At 70.7% G+C, this 15,294-nt stretch carries 18 protein-coding genes; 9 read left to right on the top strand and 9 right to left on the bottom strand.

The window, feature by feature from the left end:
• Positions 1-7 precede the first annotated feature (7 nt).
• From ACO073_RS04235 to ACO073_RS04225, 3 genes are read left to right on the top strand one after another with little or no spacing between them, the layout of a single operon-like run.
• Positions 8-1,114 (top strand): malate/lactate/ureidoglycolate dehydrogenase, encoded by a 1,107-nt coding sequence (locus tag ACO073_RS04235; RefSeq protein WP_421995590.1) that lies wholly within the window; start codon positions 8-10, stop codon positions 1,112-1,114.
• Between the two features lie 21 nt (positions 1,115-1,135).
• The gene (locus ACO073_RS04230; RefSeq protein ID WP_421995588.1) at positions 1,136-1,756 is read left to right on the top strand and encodes a glutathione S-transferase; all 621 of its coding nucleotides are present in this window, start codon (positions 1,136-1,138) and stop codon (positions 1,754-1,756) included.
• A 43-nt stretch (positions 1,757-1,799) separates the two neighbouring features.
• Entirely contained in the window at positions 1,800-2,180 is a 381-nt protein-coding gene (locus ACO073_RS04225; protein ID WP_421997392.1) for a cupin domain-containing protein, read from the top strand.
• Here the strand turns inward: ACO073_RS04225 and ACO073_RS04220 are convergent.
• Positions 2,137-3,078, bottom strand: a complete 942-nt coding sequence (locus ACO073_RS04220; protein WP_421997391.1) for a DMT family transporter — start codon at positions 3,076-3,078, stop codon at positions 2,137-2,139. The genes ACO073_RS04225 and ACO073_RS04220 overlap by 44 nt on opposite strands.
• An 80-nt stretch (positions 3,079-3,158) precedes the next feature.
• On the opposite strand from ACO073_RS04220, the gene ACO073_RS04215 reads away from it, so the two are divergent.
• A complete protein-coding gene (locus tag ACO073_RS04215) occupies positions 3,159-3,911 on the top strand; it encodes a DUF1499 domain-containing protein (protein WP_421995586.1) in 753 nt (250 codons plus the stop codon).
• Positions 3,912-3,932: 21 nt separating this feature from the next.
• Here ACO073_RS04215 and ACO073_RS04210 read toward each other — a convergent pair whose 3' ends face one another.
• From ACO073_RS04210 to ACO073_RS04185, 6 genes are all read right to left on the bottom strand, one after another.
• Positions 3,933-5,363, bottom strand: a complete 1,431-nt coding sequence (locus tag ACO073_RS04210; RefSeq protein WP_421995584.1) for an ATP-binding protein — start codon at positions 5,361-5,363, stop codon at positions 3,933-3,935.
• A 46-nt stretch (positions 5,364-5,409) separates the two neighbouring features.
• A complete protein-coding gene (locus ACO073_RS04205; protein WP_421995582.1) occupies positions 5,410-6,078 on the bottom strand; it encodes a hypothetical protein in 669 nt (222 codons plus the stop codon).
• Between the two features lie 16 nt (positions 6,079-6,094).
• Positions 6,095-6,901: a DUF2092 domain-containing protein gene (locus tag ACO073_RS04200; protein WP_421995580.1), complete on the bottom strand. Its 807-nt coding sequence runs from the start codon at positions 6,899-6,901 to the stop codon at positions 6,095-6,097.
• Between the two features lie 62 nt (positions 6,902-6,963).
• On the bottom strand, positions 6,964-8,400 hold the full coding sequence (locus tag ACO073_RS04195) for a dihydrolipoyl dehydrogenase family protein (protein ID WP_421995578.1): 1,437 nt from the start codon (positions 8,398-8,400) through the stop codon (positions 6,964-6,966).
• On the bottom strand, positions 8,397-9,110 hold the full coding sequence (locus tag ACO073_RS04190; RefSeq protein WP_421995577.1) for a TVP38/TMEM64 family protein: 714 nt from the start codon (positions 9,108-9,110) through the stop codon (positions 8,397-8,399). Before ACO073_RS04190 ends, ACO073_RS04195 begins: the two co-directional genes overlap by 4 nt.
• Before the next feature lie 132 nt (positions 9,111-9,242).
• A complete protein-coding gene (locus tag ACO073_RS04185; RefSeq protein ID WP_421995576.1) occupies positions 9,243-9,881 on the bottom strand; it encodes a glutathione S-transferase family protein in 639 nt (212 codons plus the stop codon).
• A gap of 111 nt (positions 9,882-9,992) precedes the next feature.
• Here ACO073_RS04185 and rpmH point away from each other — a divergent pair, with 111 nt between their 5' ends.
• The 5 genes from rpmH to yihA are packed head-to-tail and all read left to right on the top strand — an operon-like array spanning position 9,993 to position 13,358.
• Entirely contained in the window at positions 9,993-10,127 is a 135-nt protein-coding gene (gene rpmH / locus ACO073_RS04180; RefSeq protein ID WP_092824441.1) for a 50S ribosomal protein L34, read from the top strand.
• A 16-nt stretch (positions 10,128-10,143) separates the two neighbouring features.
• Positions 10,144-10,518 (top strand): ribonuclease P protein component, encoded by a 375-nt coding sequence (gene rnpA / locus ACO073_RS04175; protein WP_421995573.1) that lies wholly within the window; start codon positions 10,144-10,146, stop codon positions 10,516-10,518.
• A gap of 52 nt (positions 10,519-10,570) precedes the next feature.
• On the top strand, positions 10,571-10,843 hold the full coding sequence (gene yidD, locus ACO073_RS04170; RefSeq protein WP_421995571.1) for a membrane protein insertion efficiency factor YidD: 273 nt from the start codon (positions 10,571-10,573) through the stop codon (positions 10,841-10,843).
• Between the two features lie 11 nt (positions 10,844-10,854).
• Entirely contained in the window at positions 10,855-12,708 is a 1,854-nt protein-coding gene (gene yidC, locus ACO073_RS04165) for a membrane protein insertase YidC (protein ID WP_421995569.1), read from the top strand.
• Positions 12,708-13,358: a ribosome biogenesis GTP-binding protein YihA/YsxC gene (yihA, locus tag ACO073_RS04160; protein WP_421995567.1), complete on the top strand. Its 651-nt coding sequence runs from the start codon at positions 12,708-12,710 to the stop codon at positions 13,356-13,358. Before yidC ends, yihA begins: the two co-directional genes overlap by 1 nt.
• 9 nt (positions 13,359-13,367) lie before the next feature.
• Here the strand turns inward: yihA and ACO073_RS04155 are convergent, their stop codons facing one another.
• Positions 13,368-14,366: an EF-hand domain-containing protein gene (locus ACO073_RS04155; RefSeq protein ID WP_421995565.1), complete on the bottom strand. Its 999-nt coding sequence runs from the start codon at positions 14,364-14,366 to the stop codon at positions 13,368-13,370.
• Positions 14,367-14,542: 176 nt separating this feature from the next.
• Complete coding sequence (locus ACO073_RS04150) at positions 14,543-15,214, bottom strand: 2OG-Fe(II) oxygenase (protein WP_421995563.1); 672 nt, start codon at positions 15,212-15,214, stop codon at positions 14,543-14,545.
• Positions 15,215-15,294: the final 80 nt, after the last annotated feature.

Genomic DNA, 15,294 nt, shown 5'->3' with positions numbered 1-15,294 from the left:
GCGGGGCATGGCTGCTGAGGGGCAGAGTTCGGTAGGCGAGGTCCGCATCAAGCCCGACCCGCTGCACGGCTTCGTCATGGCGATCTGCCAGGCCGACGGCAGCTCGGCCGAGGAAGCCCGGCTGGTCGCCGACCATCTCGTGCTCGCCAACCTGTTCGGCCACGACAGCCACGGGGTCGGGATGATCCCGGCCTATATCCAGAACACCGGCAATGGCGCCTGCGTCCGTAACCATCATGCAAAGATCGTCCGCGACAATGGCGCGGTGATCGTGATCGACGGCGGCGCCGGCTATGGCCAGGTCGTTGCCAAGGAGGCGATGGATATCGGCATCGAGCGCGCCCGCACCCATGGCGTCTGCGTCGTCGGCCTCAAGAACGCCCATCACATCGGACGGATCGGCCATTGGGGCGAGCAGTGCGCACGGGCCGGCATGGTGAGCACGCACTGGGTCAACGTGCACGGCCACAAGTCGCTGGTGGCGCCGTTCGGGGGCGCCGAGCCGCGCTTCACGACCAATCCCTACTGCACCGCCGTCCCGCGCCCGGGCAGGGAACCGATCGTGCTCGACTTCGCCACCAGCCAGGTTGCGATGGGCAAGGTCCGCGTCGCCAACAACAAGCAGGTTCGGATGGACGAGGGCCTGCTGATCGACGCGGCGGGCAAGCCCACCACCGATCCCGGCGTGATGTACAACCCACCCTACGGCGCCATCCTGCCGTTCGGCCTGCACAAGGGCGGCGGCCTGGCGGTGATCTGCGACCTGCTGGCCGGCGCCCTCACGGGCGGCCGCACGCACAGCCCGCGCACGATCAAGAAGGACGGGACCGACATCATCAACAACATGCTGTCGATCATCATCGATCCCGCCTCGATGGGCGGCGTCGAGATGTTCGAGGACGAGGTCGAGACCTTCATCACCTGGGTCAAGTCGGCCCGGCCGCAGCCCGGCGTGGCCGAGGTGCTGACACCCGGCGAGCCCGAGCGGGCGCGCCGCCTCGACCGCGAGAAGAACGGCGTGCCGATCGACGGCACCACCTGGCGACAGCTGCTCGAGGTGGCGCGCAAGGTTCGCCTGAACGACACCGCGATCCCGCAGATGGCCGCGGGCTGAGCGAAAAAGGGGAGACCGCCAATGGCCAGGATGAGACTCTACTATTCGCCGGCGTCGCCCTATGCGCGCAAGGTCCGGGTGCTGGCGCTCGAGGCCAAGCTCGACAAGAAGATCGAGATGATCAACGTCGCGCTGTCGCCGGTGGCGCCCAATGCCGATGTCGACAAGCACAACCCCGTCGGCAAGATCCCGGCGCTCTCGGTCAAGGGCATGGACCTCTTCGACTCGCCGGTGATCTGCGAGTACCTCGATCACCAGCACAAGGGCCGCAAGCTCGTGCCGCGCAAGGGGCGCAGCCGCTGGGTGGCGCTGCGCCAGCAGGCGATGGCCGACGGGCTGCTCGATGCCGCGCTGCTGGCGCGCTACGAGAACTTCCTGCGGCCCGAGGACAGGCGCTGGCCCGACTGGACCAAAGGCCAGATGAAGAAGATCGACGGCGTGCTCGACCAGCTCGAGGCCGAGGCCAAGTCGCTCAAGGGCCGGCCGACGCTGGGCACCATCACGATCGCCTGCGCGCTGGGCTATCTCGACTATCGGTTCGCCAGCCACGACTGGCGCGCCAAGCGGGCCAAGCTCGCCAAGTGGTACGCGACCTTCTCCAAGCTGCCGTCGATGAAGGCGACGGTTCCGCCGCCGGCGTGAGCGGCCGCACGTGACCGCCGAGGAGATCATCCGCACCCTCGAGATGAAGCCGCATCCCGAGGGCGGGCACTTCGTCGAGACGTTCCGGGCTCCCGACGAGGGGCGCGCCGCCAGCACCGCGATCTACTTCCTGCTGCAGGCCGGCGAGCGGGCACACTGGCACCGGGTCGATGCCGACGAGGTCTGGCACCACTACGCGGGCGCCCCGCTCGAACTGGCGCTGAGCGATGACGGCCGGGCGGTGCGCCACGTGCGGCTCGGCACCGACCTCGCGCTGGGCGAGCGGCCGCAGGCGGTCGTGCCGCGTCACGTCTGGCAGTCGGCGCGGTCGCTGGGTGCCTGGACGCTGATCGGCTGCACCGTCGCGCCGGCCTTCGAGTTCAGCGCCTTCGAGCTCGCGCCACCGGGCTGGCGTCCGGGCTGACGGAGCCGGCATCGCCGCCGCGCCGCCACAGGTCGCGCGAGGCCAGCACCGCGCCGGCGGTGACCAGCAGGGCGGCGAGGACCAGCGCGCCGGTCGGCTCGGCCAGGCCGCAAAGGATCAGCAGCAGGGTCGACAGGATGGGCGTGGCGTAGGAGAGCGCGCCCAGGGCGCGGATGTCGCCGCGCTTCACCGCGAAGTCCCAGAGATAAAAGGCGGCGCCGGCGGGTCCCAGGCCGAGCGCCAGCACGGCCAGCCAGGCGGCACCCGACGCCGGCCATACGGTGCGCTCGAACAGCAGGTGGCAGCCCAGCGACAGGATGGCCGAGGCGCCGCAGAAGGACGCGATGGCGTCGGTCGGCGTCTCGCCGAACCGGCGCGACAGCACCGAGTAGAGCGACCAGGCGAAGGCGCATCCCAGCGCCAGCGTGTAGCCCAGCGCATAGGCGCCGGTGAAGCTGACGCCGCGACCGAGCGCCAGCGCCACGACGCCGGCAAAGCCCAGACCGGCCCCGACAAGATGCGACCAGCCCAGGCGCTCGCCGGCCAGGGGCGCCGACAGCAGCACGATCAATAGAGGCCACAGATAGTTCACAAGGTTGGCCTCGGCCGGCGGCGCGAGCTGCAGGGCCGCGAAATAGAGCGCGTGATAGCCGAACAGGCCGCCGATGCCGAGCAGCCACAGTCGTGCCGGCCAGCCGATCAGGCCGCGCCAGCCGACGCCGCGGGCCAGGGCGCGGATGATCCCGATGGCGCTGCCCACGGCGAACGTCATGGCAACCATCTGGAAAGGCGGCACGGGGCCGGCCGACACCGACAGCGCGGCCAGGGCGCCCCACAGCACGATGGCGGCCAGTCCGGCGCCCATGGCGGGGCGACGCGCGCCGTCGGGAGTCTTCATCAGCGCCGCATAGAGAAGGGCGCGGCCCTTGTCGAGCGGGTGCATGGCCGCGCAAGGAGGTCTACCATGACCGGTGACGCATGTTCGTTCGCCCGACCAATCCGGTCAGCCACCGCCTGGCGCGCGTCGCCTTCGTCGTCGCGTGCGTTGCGGCGATCACCGTGGCCGCGGCCGGTCCGCTTCACCGCTATGGCGGTCTCGACATCGAGGTGGCCATCACCTTCTTCCGTTACGGCTTCTACTTCGCCGTGGCGGGCGTGGCCCTCGGTCTCGCGACCGTCCTGCCCACGCGCCCCGGCGACCGTCGCCGTGGCTTCCTGTCGGCCGTCCTCGCCATCCTTGTGGGCGGAGCGGCGGCCTATACTCCGCTCACCTGGTTCCTGCGCGCCACGCAGTCGCCGGAGATCAACGACATCTCGACCGACATCGCCAACCCGCCGCCGCTCGTCACGACCCTGCAACTGCGCCGCGGCGCCGCCAACGGGCCAGCCTATCCCGGTTCGGCCACGGGCGCGCTGCAGCGCGCCGCCTATCCCGACATAGCGCCGGTGGTGCTGGCGGTGCCGCCGGCCGACGCCTTCCGACGGGTCGACGACGTCGCCACGGCGATGGGCTGGGAGGTCGTCGCCCGCGCTCCGGCCGAAGGCCGCCTCGAGGCGGTGGCGACTAGCGACTGGTTCGGGTTCCGCGACGACATCGTCGTGCGCATCAAGCCCGACGGCGCCGGCAGCCGCATCGACATCCGGTCGAAGAGCCGGGACGGCCGCTCCGATCTCGGCGTCAACGCCAGCCGTATCCGCGCCTTCATCGCGCGACTCAAGGATTCGCCCTAGACGACGAGGGCCGCGCCCGTTCTAGGGTCGCGGGAGGGTGAAGCGGAAGGTGGTGCCCTGCGCGCCCGACTCGGACAGGGCGATGTCACCGCCATGGGCGCGCACGAGGTCCCGGGCGATGGCGAGGCCGAGACCCGCGCCGCCGCTCTGCCCGCCGGTGACGAAGGGCCGGAAGATATTGTCGACCAGTTCCGGCGGCACGCCGGGGCCGTTGTCGGCGACCTCGACGACGACGCCGTCCGGCCGGCCATGCGCGCTCACCGTCACGCGGGTGGCGCCGGCCTCGAAGGCATTGCGGCCGAGGTTGACGAAGATGCGGTAGAGCAGGTCGCGGTCGGCCTCGACGCGCAGGTCGGAGCCGACCGTGTTCCGCCAGTCGCGCACGATGTTGGGATCGTGGTCCTCGCCCTGCTCCTGCAGCACGATGCCGACCTCATCGATCAGGTCGGCCAGGTCGACCGTCGACAGGCGCGGCGTCGGCCGGTCGCGGACATACTCGATCGCGTCGCTCGCCAGCCGCGCCGCTCGGTCGATCGTGTTCAGGATGGTCGGCGCCAGCGCGCGGGTGCGTTCATCCTCGCTGCGCGCCAGACGGTCCGACAACAGGCGCGCCGTCGAGAGCATGTTGCGCAGGTCGTGGTTGACCTTGTTGGTGGCTGCCCCGATCTCCGCCAGACGCGACTTCTGGCGCAGCGACTTGCGCAACTCGCGCTGCAGGTTGCGGAACTCGCGATCGAGCACGCCGATCTCGTCCTGGCGGTCGGTCGGCGGCCGCACGCCGGCCGCGTCCTCCGGCGCGCGGCGGAAGGCGACCATGTCGGCCGACAGAAGCTGCAGGGGCCGCACCACGACCCAGCGCAGGGCGATGTAGAGGAGGAAGGCGGTGAAGCCCGCGATGATGACGGACAGGACGAGGATGCGGCTCGCATAGCCATACATCGCCAGCCGCATCGGCAGCTCGTCGGCGATGATCCAGACCATGGCGTTGGGCAGGCGGTTCGACACGCCGCCGACGCGCAGGTAACGCGAGCCGTCATTGGCCATCGTCTCCAGCGCGTCCCAGATCAGCATGAGCGCGCCCTCTTCCTCGAGGTTGAAGCTCGGCATCGAGGGCGTCGGCTTGATGTTCATCAGCGCGCGCTTGGGCTTGTTGGGCTCGACCAGGACGACGGCGTCGACGCGGGCGTTGTTCAGAAGGTTCCGCTTGACCTCCTCGGTCACCATGTTGTCCGGCGTGGCATCGAGCGCCAGCGCCGCCAGCGTGCCGCTCTCGATCAGCTGCGTGAGGTAGACCGTGCGGAAGCGGGCGATCGAGGGCAGGAAGATCAGGATCTCGGCCGTCATCACGGCGGCGACCACGAGGCCGAGGATGCGCCACGACAGGCCGAACGTCCCGCGGCGGCGTCGCATGGAGCGCGCCCGGTCGGCCTCGAGGGTGATGTCGGCGGCCATGTCGATGGAGCCTATCGCAGTCGGGCCGGACGGCCCAGTGCGGCCCTCAGGGCGCCGCCACGACGCGGTAGTAGACGCCGTTGGCGCCGTAGGCCGGCACGAACCACAGCCCGTCGGTGCACGAATAGTAGGGTGCGCTGCCCTGCGGGCGGTAGGTGCAGCCGGCCGGCAGGGCGCCGTAGATCGTGCCGGGCGGATTGGCCGCCGAGGCCGCACCTGCCGCGACGCCGGCATTGTAGGCGGCCTGGGTGTTGGCGCTGGCGGCCGCCGCGCCCATCGCCGTGCCGGCGACAAGGCCGGCCGCCACCGCGCCGCCGGTGTTCCAGCCGCCGCAATTGTAGCAGTTCGCCCCATAGGCATTGACGACGGTGGGGGCGTTGTAGCCGTGGTAGTAGCCGCCGTGCCAGTAGTCGGGACCGCCATAGTAGTGGCTGCCGTTGGCGCCGGTCGCCGACCAGGTTCCGCCGCCGCCGCTCGCCGACCCGCCGCGCCAGCCCGAGGCGCTCCACGACCCGTCGCCGCCACTCGCGGTGCCGCCGCGCGCCCCGGTCGCCGACCACGATCCGTCGCCGCCGGAGGCCGTGCCGCCGCGCCAGGTGTGGGCGGACCACGAGTTGCGGTCGCCGCTCCAGCCGCCGGCGTGGAACCAGGCGGCGGCGGGCGTCAGCGGGGCCGCGATGGCGAGGGCGGCGAGCAATGCCAGGGTGCGGTTCATCGCGGTCTCCTGTCCGTCACTTCTTGGCGGGGGCCGGCACGCGGGCGCCGGGCGGGGCGAAGGGAATGCGCACGGCGCCGGCCGGGGCCTTCCAGGCGAAGGCATCGGCCGGCAGCACCGGGTCGATCTTCCAGTCCGACAAGCGCACGGTGTGGCGGTAGTGCGCCGGGTCCTCGAGGAAGATCGCCTGGGCCATGCGCGGCAGCTTGTCGTCGCGTCCGATCCAGAGCTGGACGTGCGCGAACTTGCCCACCAGCACCACGATGTCGGTCGGCACGCCGCCCACCACCTGCGACTGGCCGACCACGAAGGCGATGCGCAGATTCTCGGCGATCGCCTTCAGGGGATCGGCGACCACCAGATCGGTGAAGGGGAAGTAGATGGCGGCATGCTGGAAGGCCGCATGCAGCATGGCGTCGATGGTCGGCGGCGCATCGGCCTTCGCCACGAGGTTGGCGGCCGGCTCGAAGGCCTGGACGGTCTTGCCGTCGTAGTAGAACTCGGTCCGCGGCCCGTCGCCCAGGGTGATCACCTTGAGCCTGTCGGGCCGCTGCAGGGTCACCTCGGACAGGGTCGTGTAGGCGAGCGGCAGGCCGGTGCGGTCGGGGCTCTCGTAGGTCGCGAGCGCGGTGAAGCTCATCGTCTTCGCGCCGGCCAGCCGGTCGCTCATCGCCTTGACGATCGCGAGAGCGGCGGGCTCGATCTCGACCCGCGGCGCGAGGTCGGGTGCGGCCGACGCCGCCGGTGGTGTCGGCGTCTGCTGGGCCTGTACGGCGGTCGCGCCCATCGCCATGGCCAGGAAAGCCGAAATCCAGTGCCGCATGCCCTGTTACCCCTCCATCACGCGGGCCGGATGATCGTCGCTTCGGCGCGGCGGTGCAATGGTCACCAGACCGGCAGGCGCGCCAGCAGCCCGACCAGCCAGCGGGTACGCGATCCGAACAGCGTCTCGGTGTAGTAGCTGCCCGCGGCGCGCTTGCTCGCTTCGCCGAGCGTCGGATAGGGCGGCACGAAGCTCGCCATCGCCGAGATGCCGAGCCGCCGCGAGAGGGCGAGGCACCAGGGCTGGATCAGCTCGCCGGCCTGCGGCGCCACGATCGAGGCGCCGAGGATGCGGCCGCGCCGGTCGGTCACCGCCTTCACGAGACCGGCCGTCTCGCGCTCGGTCTGGGCGCGGTCGTTCTCCGCCAGGCTCCAGCGCACGACCCGGATTCGCTCGCCGTGCCTTTCGCGCGCCGTGCGTTCGTCGAGGCCGACATGGGCAAGCTCGGGATCGGTATAGGTGGTCCACGGCACGATCCCGGCGTCGAGCCGGGCGGGCACGCGGAACAGCGCGCTGCGGATGAACAGCGAAGCCTCGTAGCCCGCCATGTGGGTGAAGGCATAGAGGCCGTTGCAGTCGCCGATCGCCCAGACATTGCGGTTCGACGTGCGCAGCCGGCCATCGACCGTGATGCCGCGCCTCGTGTGCGCGATGCCGGCGCGGTCGAGGTCGAGCGTGTCGATCGTGGGCACCCGGCCCGCGGCGACCAGGAGATGGGAGCCCTCGATCCGCCGTCCGTCCCCGAGCACGAGCGCCACGCCGCCCGCAGCCTGCTCGGCGCGGACGATGGCGGCCCCGCCCTCCATCTCGACGCCCTCCTGCCGCAGCCGCGTGACGACGACGGAAGACAGTTCGGGATCGTCCTTGGCGAGGAAGCCGGCCGCCTCCAGCACGGTGACCCGCGCGCCCAGCCGGCGATGGGCCTGCGCCATCTCGAGCCCGATCGGGCCGCCGCCGATCACCAGAAGGTGGTCCGGCAGGACGCGGTTGGCGAACACGGTCTCGTTGGTGAGATGCGGCACCTCGGCCAGGCCCTCGATCGGCGGCAGCGCCGGCCGCGAGCCGGTCGCGAGCACGATGCGCTTGCTGCGGATGCGGTAGGGACCGGCCTGCAGCTCGGTGCGGCCGACGAAGCGCGCCTCCTCGCGCAGCACGCGCACGCCCAGCCCCTCGAAGCGCTCGACCGAGTCGTTGGGTTCGATGGCGGCGATGACGCCCGCGACGTGATCCATGACGCGGGCGAAGTCGACGCGCGGCTCGACCGGTGCGACGCCGAACGGCCCGCCGGCCCGCTGGGCCTGGGCCATCCGGGCGGCGGCGATCAGCGCCTTGGACGGCACGCACCCGTGGTTCAGGCAGTCGCCGCCCATCAGCGCGCGCTCGACCAGCACCACGTCGAGGCCGAGCTGGGCCGCGCCGGCGGCCGCGACGAGGCCCGCCGACCCGGCACCGACGATGCAGACATCAGGGGTGAGGAGGCGGTCGGCATCCGGGCTCATGATGCGGGCCGCCCCCGGTCGCGCAGCCGCGCGTAGACGACGGGAACCAGCGCCAGCACGGCGAGCCCGAGCAGCGGCAGCAGGATGCGCCAGTCGAAGATGATGCCGAGGTCGGGCGTCTCGCCGCGGTCGATGACGGCGCCCAGTCCGGCGCCGACGCTGGAATAGACGACGGCACCCGGGACGATGCCGATCAGCGTCGCCAGCGCGTAGGGTGCGAGCCCCATTCCGAGCAGCGCCGGCACGATGTTGACCAGCCAGAATGGGAACACCGGCACGAGCCGCAGGAAGAGGAGATAGTTGAAGCTGTCGCGGCGGAAGCCCTCCTCGAGGCGGGCCAGCGCCGCGCCGGCCCGCGCCCGGAAGAGATCTTGCAGGGCCGTGCGGGCGGCGAGGAAGACGGCGACCGATCCCAGCGTCGCGCCGGCGACCGACAGGACGGTGCCCAGCGTGACGCCGAACAGGAAGCCGCCAAGCGGCGTCAGCAGCGCGGCGATGGGCAGCGAGAAGGCGACGACCAGCGCATAGGCGAGCGCGTAGAGCAGCGCCGCCGCCACCGCATGCGCGGCCACCCACTCGACCAGCGTCGCGTGGTGGCGGCGCAGCATGTCGAACGAGAAATAGCGTTCGAGGCCGAACGTCAGGAAAAGCGCCAGGCCCAGCAGCAGCACGGCGGCGGGAATCAGCCGGCGCCACGGTGCCTTGCTCATCATCTGCCTTTGCGTGGCTCGCGCCGATAATGACCGGCTTGCGTGGCACCTCAAAGCAAATGCCGGTGAGGCACGGCCGGGATCGCCCAGACCCGGGTTCCCGTGTGCGATTCCAACGCGCCCGCAAGCGCTCTATCGATCGGGCATTCCGGGATCCGTCGCGGCGAGGCTCGGCCGCTGCTGCATCGCGGACCACCAGGCGGCGAGGCGCGGGTGACGGCCGAGCGCCTCGGCACCCTGCGGCGCCGCCGTGAAGTAGGCGACCATCGCGGCGAGATGGAAGTCGGCCAGCGACGGCGCGTCGCCGACGAGGAACGGGCCCGGTCCGGCCAGCGCCTCGATGGCCTGCAGCGTCCGGCCGGCACCCTCGAGCCCGCGCGCGATCTCGTCGCGGTCGCCCTCCCGGCCGGTGGCCGGACGGGAGGCGGCGTGGACGAAGACCTGGCGCACCATCGGCCAGTAGCCGTACGAATCGACGATGGCGATGATCTGGTCCAGGCGCGCCAGCGCGCGCGGCTCGGCGGGCTGCAGGCGCGGGCCGCCGAACGACCGGTCGAGGTAGCGGGTGATGGCCCCGGTCTCGTAGAGGACGAAGTCGTCGTGCACGAGGGTCGGGACGCGGCCGAACGGATGCAGGGCGAGATATGCCGCCGGGATCGCCTCGAAGGGGTTCACCTCGACGCGGTCGTACGCCAGCCCCTTCTCCGCCAGGACGAGGCGGACGATCCGGAGGTACACGCTGTAGCGATAGCCATGGAGGATCAAGGACATGGCGCATCCTAGCCGCGTTGACTCCGGCCGCCTGCGCGCTTATTACCCTCCGCCACGGATTTTCGCCCCCGACCCTTCGTTCGGGGGCCTTGTCTTTAAAGGAGTTGCGTGATGAAACGCACCTATCAGCCGAGCAAGCTCGTGCGCAAGCGCCGCCACGGCTTCCGGTCGCGGATGGCGACGGTCGGCGGCCGCAAGGTCATCGCCAGTCGCCGCCGGTCCGGCCGCAAGCGTCTCTCGGCCTAGCCGCCGGCCGGGCCCGTTGGCCGCGCCACGCCTGGGGCGCCTGCCGAACCGTCGTGACTTCCTGCGTGTCCAGGCGGGGCGTCGTTGCGCCATGCCGGGCTTCGTGCTCCAGGTCGCTCCCCTGCCCGCCGATCCCAGGGTGCCGTCGGCACCGGCCATCCGGGTCGGATTCACCGTCAGCCGCAAGGTCGGCAACGCCGTGACGCGCAACCGCGTCCGCCGACGTCTGCGCGAGGCGGCCCGCCAGGTCATCCCGGGCGAGGCCCGCGCCGACCTGGACTACGTGCTGGTCGGTCGCCAGGCGGCGATCGGCCGCGATTTCGCAGATCTGCGCCGGGAGTTGCGCGAGGCCCTGCGCCGCCTGAAGGCGCTGGACGTCGCGACGCCATGACCGTGCGGAACGTCTTGCGTCGGCCCCGCCAAGTCGCCAGTTTCCGGGCCGCATGATGTCTCTGCTGATATCCGGTGTCCTGCGGGGCGCGATCCGCGTCTATCAGCTGACGCTGGCCTATTTCTTCGTCGGCGCCTGCCGCTACGAGCCCTCCTGCTCGGCCTATGCCGCCGAGGCGGTGCGCCGCCACGGCGGCCTGCGCGGCAGCCTGCTGGCCGCCGGCCGCCTCTGCCGCTGCGGCCCCTGGGGCGGCGCCGGCTTCGATCCCGTGCCCGGTCCGAGGACGGTCCGCGGACTCACCTGTGACGCCGCCGAGCGCGGCTGAAGCCTGATCATATGGACCAGAAGAACTTCATCCTCGCGATCGTCCTGTCGGTGCTGATCATCATGGGCTGGCAGGCCTACTTCCAGCCGCCCAAGCCGCCGCAGGACGCCCAGCAGACCACGGCCACCGGCCAGCCCGGGAAGGCCGGCACGCCGGCGAACGGCTCGGCCACGCCGGGGCCGCAGGGCGCCGTGCAGCCGGGCGGTGCGCCGGCGCCGGCCTCGACCCAGGTGGTCAGCCTGAACGAGGCGCTCGCGCGCTCGCCGCGCGTCACCTTCAGCACGTCCGAGCTCGTCGGTTCGATCGCGCTCAAGGGCGCGCGCATCGACGATGTGCGCCTCGTAAAGTACCGCGAGACCACCGATCCCAAGAGCCCGCCGGTGCCGGTCCTGTCGCCGGTCGACACCGCGCACCCCTACTACGCCGAGTTCGGCTGGTCGGCCGGAGACGGGTCGGTCAAGGTTCCGGGTCCCGACACGCTGTGGACCGCGGACAAGGCCACCGTGACGCCGGGCAAGCCGGTGCGCCTGACCTGGGACAATGGCCAGGGCCTGGTCTTCGCCCTCGACATCGGGCTCGACGAGTACTTCATGTTCGACGTGAAGCAGAGCGTCGAGAACAAGTCCGACAAGCCGGTGACGCTCTATCCCTGGAGCCTGATCGTCCGCTACGGCGAGCACAAGGCCGAGGGCACCTACATCCTGCACGAAGGTCCCTACGGCGTCTTCAACGACAGCTACAAGGAATTCAGCTACTCCGACTTCAAGGACAACAAGCAGCAGAAGATCACCACCACCGGCGGCTGGGTCGGCATCACCGACAAGTACTGGATGGCGGCCCTCATTCCCGAGCAGAAGGCGAAGGTCGACGTCACCCTGCGCCAGACCGGCTCGGGCGCGAACGTCAAGTACCAGGTCGACTACGTCGATCCCGCCGAGACGATCGCGCCGGGCGCGACCGCCTCGATCGACGCGCGCCTGTTCGCCGGCGCCAAGATCGTGCGCGTGATCGACAGCTACGAGAGGAAGTACGGGATCCAGAAGTTCGACCTCACCATCGACTGGGGCTGGTTCTGGTTCTTCACCAAGCCGCTGTTCTGGCTGCTCGAGTGGCTGTACGTGCAGATCGGCAATTTCGGCATCGCCATCCTGGTGCTGACCGTCATCGTCAAGGCAGTGTTCTTCCCGCTGGCCAACAAGTCCTATGCGGCGATGAGCAAGATGAAGGCGCTGCAGCCCGAGATGGAGCGCCTCAAGGAGCGCTATGGCGAGGACCGCCAGCGCATGAACCAGGAGATGATGCAGCTCTACCGCCGCGAGAAGGTGAACCCGGCGGCGGGCTGTCTCCCCATCCTGCTGCAGATCCCGGTGTTCTTCGCGCTCTACAAGGTGCTCTACACGACCATCGAGATGCGCCACCAGCCGTTCTTCGGCTGGATCAAGGACCTGAGCGCGCCCGATCCGCTGACCATCCTGACGGGCTTCGGCCTGTTCCCGTGGCAGGTGCCGGAGATCCTGCACTTCTTCAACATCGGCCTGTGGCCCATCATCATGGGCGTCACGATGTACCTGCAGCAGAAGCTGAACCCGCAGCCGACCGATCCGGTGCAGGCCCGCGTCTTCCAGTTCCTGCCCATCCTGTTCACCTTCATGCTCGCGCCGTTCGCCGCCGGCCTGGTGATCTACTGGGCGTGGAGCAACACGCTGTCGATCGCCCAGCAGTACATGATCATGCGCCGCCACGGCGCGCCAATCGGCAACAAGGCCAAGCCGGCCGCCGTCGCCACGGTCCCTGCCGCGCCGGAGCCGGCCCAACGGTCCGGCGGCGGGCGCAAGGGTGGCAAGGGCCCGGCCAAGAAGGGCTGATGGAGGACCCCGGCGCCGGCGGCCGCACGCCGGGCGAACTCGAGGCGGCGCGCAAGCTCTTCGCCGGTCCGTGCACCTTCATAGCGGGCGCGGCGTCGCTCGAATCCCTGCCGCCGATCGGCCTGCCCGAGATCGCCTTCGCCGGCCGCTCCAATGTGGGGAAGTCGAGCCTTGTGAACGCGCTGACCGGCCGCAACTCGTTGGCCCGAACCTCGTCCAGCCCCGGCCATACGCGCCAGATCAATTTCTTCGATCTCGCCGGCCGGCTGTTCCTGGTCGACCTCCCGGGCTACGGCTTCGCCCAGGTGTCACGCTCGATGAAGGAAGCCTGGCAGGACCTGGCCTCGGCCTACCTGCGCGGCCGCCCGACCCTGAAGCGGGTCTGCCTGCTGATCGACGCCCGCCACGGCGTGAAGGACAGCGACCGCGAGACCATGAAGAACCTCGACAGCGCGGCGGTGTCCTACCAGCTCGTGCTGACCAAGGCCGACCAGCTCAAGGCCGGCGACATTCCCCGCGCGCTGGCGGCGGCATCCGACGTCGCCCGCCATCATGCCGCCGCGCATCCCGAGGCGCTCGCGACCAGCAGCCGGACCGGCCTCGGCATCGCCGAGCTGCGCGCCGAGATCGCCGCCGTCGCGGCGGCCTAGCGTAAGTCGCTACCGGGTGCCCTGGGGCAGGCCCGAGGGCGGACCGGACGGCCGCGCCGGCTGCGGGGGCGCCGGTCGCGGCGCCTGCTTGGGCGGCGCGGCTGCGGCCGGCATCAGCTTCTTCACCAGCTCCTGCATGCGCGCCGCCTCGGTTTCCTGGAACTTCTTGACCTCCTCCTGGTCGAGGAAGCGGTCCTTGTTGGTGTCGCTTTGCAGGAACTCCTTGACCGCGTAGGCGGTGAGCTCGGACCGGTCGATGATGCCGTCGTGGTTGGTGTCGATCGTGTCGAACTTGTGCAAGACGAGCTGCTTGCGGATGTCGTAGGGCAGCAGGCCCTGCGACTGCGGCCCGTCGGCCGGGCCGGCCACCGACAGATACTCCTCGCGGCTGATCTTGCCGTCGCCGTTCTTGTCGAGCCGGTCGGCGTCGCGCAGTTGCAGGTCGATCAGGTCGTTCAGCGACATCAGTCCCTTGCGGCGCTCAGCCTCGACCTGCTGGCGTTCGACCTGCTGGCGCTGCAGGGCGCGCTGCACGATCAGCCGGATCTCGGGCTCGCTGACATTGTTGTCGCGGTCCGTGTCGTACTGGTTGAACTCGGCATGGACCAGCGCCTCGGCCTCCGCCCGGTCGATGAAGCCGCTGCGGTTGGTATCGAGAGTCTGGAACTGGGCCCGCAGCTGCGTGCGCCGGTCCTCGAGCGGCGGGTTGCCCGGCACCTCGACGGCAAAGGGCGGCTCGGCCAGCTTCAGGAACTCCTCGACCGACAGCTTGCCGTCCTTGTTGGCGTCGAGATCCTCGAAATACTTCATGCGGTACTTCAGGAAGTCGGCGCGCGACACCTCGCCCTTCTTCGCCGTGTCGATCTCGACGAACCATTGCGGCAGCGGGATGGCGTTCGACTGCGGCGCGGCGGGCGGCGGGGTGGCGGGCGCCGGCGCGGCCGGCGGCGTCTGCGCGAGAGCGCCCCCCGGAAGGGCAAGCAGGCACAGCAGGACGGACTTTCTCATGAACCTCTCACTTCCCGGGCGCGGCAACATAGGGGCTAACCGGGGCGCGCGCCATGAACCTGTGGGCGCGCCGCGGTGGCGGCGCGGGTCCGGCGACATGCTGCGCGATCCGGGCAAAAGAATGGCCCCGGCTTACGCCAGGCTGAACGCCTTGCGGCCGGCGGGGCGCCCGACGGTCAGGCGGCGTCGTGGAAGATGATGCCGAGCGTGAAGCGCTGGCCGCTGCGCACCACCGAGACGCCGTGGCGCAGGGCGGTGCGATGGAAGCCGCGGCTTCCCCGGGCCGGCCGCTCGTTGACGGCGAACAGGACGGCGTCGCCCTGGCCGAGCGGGACGACCTCGCCGCGCGACTGCTGGCGCGGTCGCTGCTCGACCAGCATGAACTCGCCGCCCTCGAAGTCGCGGCCCGGATCACTCAGCATCACGGTCGCCTGCAGCGGGAACACGAGCGGGCCGTAGAGATCGCGGTGCAGGCAGTTGTAGTCGCCGGGCCCGTAGCGCAGCAGCAGGGGCGTCGGCCGCGCCTGGCCGCCGGCATGGCACTGGCGCAGCCAGCCGGCCAGGGTCGGCGGAAAGCGGCGGTCGATGCCGAGCGACTCGTTCCACCGGTTGGCGATCGCGGCGAGCGACGGATAGAGGCTCTGGCGGAGCCGTTCCACTGGCTCGGGCAGGGGATAGCGGAAGTACTGGTAATCGCCCTGGCCGAAGCCGTGACGCTGCATCACGACGTGGCTGCGGAACCGCTCGGGTTCGGGCCACAGCGCCGCCACGGCCCGGCAGGCCTCGGGCGCGAGCAGGCCCGGCGCCACGACGAAACCGCGGCCGGTCAGGGTCTCGCTGTCGAACATCGGGGCATCCTGCCGCGCCCGGCCGCGTTCTTCTATCCGCCGCCCGCCTGCTATAAGATGCGGCCTTGGCCCTCTCCCGC

It is taken from the genome of Reyranella sp. (assembly GCF_965229815.1).
Taxonomy (GTDB): domain Bacteria; phylum Pseudomonadota; class Alphaproteobacteria; order Reyranellales; family Reyranellaceae; genus Reyranella.
Note: the sequence above shows the minus strand (reverse complement) of the source record. Positions and strands in the feature narration are given on the sequence as shown.

Bases quoted from the DNA above. Each gene is read 5' to 3' on its own strand.
- yidC (WP_421995569.1), top strand. From the start codon at position 10,855: ATGGACCAGAAGAACTTCATCCTCGCGATCGTCCTGTCGGTGCTGATC.
- ACO073_RS04220 (WP_421997391.1), bottom strand. From the start codon at position 3,078: ATGAAGACTCCCGACGGCGCGCGTCGCCCCGCCATGGGCGCCGGACTG.
- ACO073_RS04230 (WP_421995588.1), top strand. From the start codon at position 1,136: ATGGCCAGGATGAGACTCTACTATTCGCCGGCGTCGCCCTATGCGCGC.
- yidD (WP_421995571.1), top strand. From the start codon at position 10,571: ATGATGTCTCTGCTGATATCCGGTGTCCTGCGGGGCGCGATCCGCGTC.
- ACO073_RS04200 (WP_421995580.1), bottom strand. From the start codon at position 6,901: ATGCGGCACTGGATTTCGGCTTTCCTGGCCATGGCGATGGGCGCGACC.
- ACO073_RS04185 (WP_421995576.1), bottom strand. From the start codon at position 9,881: ATGTCCTTGATCCTCCATGGCTATCGCTACAGCGTGTACCTCCGGATC.
- ACO073_RS04155 (WP_421995565.1), bottom strand. From the start codon at position 14,366: ATGAGAAAGTCCGTCCTGCTGTGCCTGCTTGCCCTTCCGGGGGGCGCT.
- rpmH (WP_092824441.1), top strand. From the start codon at position 9,993: ATGAAACGCACCTATCAGCCGAGCAAGCTCGTGCGCAAGCGCCGCCAC.
- ACO073_RS04225 (WP_421997392.1), top strand. From the start codon at position 1,800: ATGAAGCCGCATCCCGAGGGCGGGCACTTCGTCGAGACGTTCCGGGCT.
- yihA (WP_421995567.1), top strand. From the start codon at position 12,708: ATGGAGGACCCCGGCGCCGGCGGCCGCACGCCGGGCGAACTCGAGGCG.
- ACO073_RS04190 (WP_421995577.1), bottom strand. From the start codon at position 9,110: ATGAGCAAGGCACCGTGGCGCCGGCTGATTCCCGCCGCCGTGCTGCTG.
- ACO073_RS04210 (WP_421995584.1), bottom strand. From the start codon at position 5,363: ATGGCCGCCGACATCACCCTCGAGGCCGACCGGGCGCGCTCCATGCGA.
- ACO073_RS04205 (WP_421995582.1), bottom strand. From the start codon at position 6,078: ATGAACCGCACCCTGGCATTGCTCGCCGCCCTCGCCATCGCGGCCCCG.
- ACO073_RS04195 (WP_421995578.1), bottom strand. From the start codon at position 8,400: ATGAGCCCGGATGCCGACCGCCTCCTCACCCCTGATGTCTGCATCGTC.
- ACO073_RS04235 (WP_421995590.1), top strand. From the start codon at position 8: ATGGCTGCTGAGGGGCAGAGTTCGGTAGGCGAGGTCCGCATCAAGCCC.
- ACO073_RS04150 (WP_421995563.1), bottom strand. From the start codon at position 15,214: ATGTTCGACAGCGAGACCCTGACCGGCCGCGGTTTCGTCGTGGCGCCG.
- ACO073_RS04215 (WP_421995586.1), top strand. From the start codon at position 3,159: ATGTTCGTTCGCCCGACCAATCCGGTCAGCCACCGCCTGGCGCGCGTC.